We start from the raw sequence: 2876 nt of genomic DNA, 5'->3' as shown, positions 1-2876 counted from the left end.
ACAATCACAAAGCCAAACACCACTTGAGTTAGCTATTGCTCAAAAGGATGATGAAACTATTCGTCTGTTACAAGGCTATCAATCAAAAACAAACCCAAAATAGTAGTAAATGACTTTAACGGTAATGCCTAAAATTTAATTAACGTGACTCTTGTTGAGCTGTTACTTTTTGGTCATAAAAATACTTTTTGATTTTAGATTTTTCAGTGAAGTGTGCTGTATTTTTGTTTTAAATTTACGCAAGCAACAGCAATGGTTAGGTTTTACGCTCTAACAAACTTCTGTCCATTTTCGAGTTGATTCTGAACATGGCCTGACTCGAAATTGCCCCAAAGCGCGTTAGTGTAAGTGCTCTATTTATTATAACCCATAAGTCAACGCATCAACTCAAAAATCAGAATTAATCGCTTATTCCAATATCTTTTACCTAATGATTTTTTAATAGAATTGGCAGGTTAAATTTTATTAACAAAAAGAGATTTACTATCAATAAGTTGTTTAACCTTTCTACAAATATAAAAGCACATTTGCAATGTATTAAGGTGAAGCATTATGAGCATGGCAACCTTACCCTTTTCCTCAGCACTAGGGCTAGTTAATAAGCTTGAAGATACCGCCAATCAAATATATCAACACCTCCCTTCTGCGGAGACAGTGCTCTCAGCCTCTATAGCCACTGGTGCAGGATTAGCAACAGGTGGTATTGGCGCTGCGGGGATTGGTTTAGGTTATTGTGTTGCCGCTCAACAAACAGGAAAACTGGTTCAATTTATAGAAGAAAAAGGAACAGGCTTATTACCTGAATCAGCAAGAAGCAAACAAGGTGTTAAATATGCAGTCAAGGCTACCAGTACACTACTACAAGGCGCAGCGATGGGGGCTCTTTCGCCGTCTGGTTTTGCCGCTGGAACGGTAAAAGCTACCGCAGGTTTAGCAGGCGGTCAGATTGCGGCTAAAGCGTCAGACATCGTTATGGCAGAAATGGATTTACCCAAAGAGAGTTTGTTACGCCGAGGAACAAATGTCGCCTTTGGTGCAATAGGGGCTTATGCTGCTGGTCAGGTGGCGGACGGTGCAATGGATTACATAAGCAGCCGTATTCCAGCGATGCATGAATCTACCGGCACTGTTCAGGATTCGGAAGTGGTTATCGATGCAGATGGCGATGCATACTATGATGCACCACAAGAGACATTATTAAAACGGCATGTTGAGTCTGTAAACCTTAAAGACAATCTGCAACCTAAGCGTATGGCTATGCGGGAGTTATTGTCTGTTGATGGCGAGAACTTTCCAGCATCCACGCCATCAAGTTCTGACTGTCCCGTTAATCGAACGGCAATAAATTTTCCACCTGTTCACCCTAGAACTATTTCGAACAATGAAGGCTACTGTGGAACTGCAACTCTTAATGACAGTAGTACTTTTTATAGATGTGAACATAATTCATCAGAAAAAGCTATTTTGACGTTAAAATCAGGCCATCTTATACTCGCTGACAGTTCTTTAAAATCAGGCCGAGTGAATGTTAAAGCCAATGCAACCCCACCCGTTATTGGACACCGAGTCGAGGTACAAAGTAAAGCAGGAGAAAATGGGCATTTCATAATTGAAAACACAGGAGGGGAAGTAGTTGGAATTAATTCAATAGCTAGCTCATTAAAAGGTGCTCTAATTGAATCAAAAGTTGACTCAAATACAGGAATATTATTTTCCACAGACGGAGGAGATAACTCAACTATCAAGGCCCAGAATACTGGAGGCGTTGGTTTTGTAGCTAATACAAATGCCTTAAAAAATGCGAATGCCCACATTCGAAATACGGCCGGAACAGGAGGCATATTTCAGAATAATGCTGGCAGAAAAGCTCACATACAAGTCGTTAATCAAGGTGGAACAGGATTAAAAGCAGAGCGACAATCATTAGCCCAATCCTCTGTGGTTGTCTGTCAAAATGGTTCAGCCGAATTTAGAGGCAGTTCAGCTGCTAATGCGCGAGTAAATGTACAAGATTCAGGAAGAGCGCTGTTCACTGGTAACGCTGGTGATGGCGCAAAAATAGTTGCTAGCGGAGATAGCAAGATTGTGCTTGATGAATACACTGCAAGCCCAAATCTTACCCTATGTCATAATGCAAGAGTAGTTAACAAAAGTGGCTCTGATATTTTCAATGAGCTTGGTTTTGAAAAGGAATTTGTCGCGGGTTCAAGTCAAACAGTCGATAAAAAGTGTCAGCCTGTTTTACATTCTTCACCGACAACAAGATTACCGGTTGCATCAGCAGTAACATCTAAGCTTGACCCAGCCGTTAAACCGAGCGTAGCTTCCGAGGTGCCACCAACAGCGAATGGCGTGAACGTCGGAGGCATTGTAGCGGGAGTGATTGTTGTTGGAGCGGTAGTAACGGTTGTAGTCATCGTTACAGGTTCAATCATTTGTTACATCAAGCGTGAATCAATAAAAGAGCTAATTGCAAAATACCGCAAGCAAGGTGTTGAAGTTAGTGAACAACAAGCTAAAGAAGCCATAGGTCAAGCAACCTTACAAGCAGTAAAACAGCAGCATCCAGAAATGCTCGATGAAAGCGGTAGCAATGGTGAACATCAATCACCTGTTCGTCTTGATATAAGCAGTCAAATCGCTACGCTTGACTTAAAAAAAATTGAGCCGGATACGGAACAAAGACCGGAAATAGCCGTAGTTATTGAAGATGAAAGCGAACCAACGGAAACATCTAAAACAGATGCTTAGGATGCATGAAGTCTTAGACTAAGAATAATCAAAATGATTAGCAGACAATTGCCTAGCGAGGTGTGTGAACTAGAGGCATCTCATTCACCTCAAACCGACAAAGGAACTTTAGGCTCAAAAAAGCT

The 2876-nt window shown here is 41.3% G+C and carries 1 protein-coding gene; it reads left to right on the top strand.

The genetic code is table 11. From position 1 onward, the window contains the following. Nucleotides 1-552 precede the first annotated feature (552 nt). On the top strand, nucleotides 553-2751 hold the full coding sequence (locus D5018_RS21095; protein ID WP_121840936.1) for a hypothetical protein: 2199 nt from the start codon (nucleotides 553-555) through the stop codon (nucleotides 2749-2751). The last annotated feature ends 125 nt before the right edge of the window (nucleotides 2752-2876 follow it).

The organism is Parashewanella curva (assembly GCF_003675895.1).
GTDB classification, from domain to species: Bacteria; Pseudomonadota; Gammaproteobacteria; order Enterobacterales; family Shewanellaceae; genus Parashewanella; species Parashewanella curva.
The sequence above is the reverse complement of the archived record's forward strand: the minus strand, read 5'-3'. Positions and strand labels throughout refer to the sequence as shown.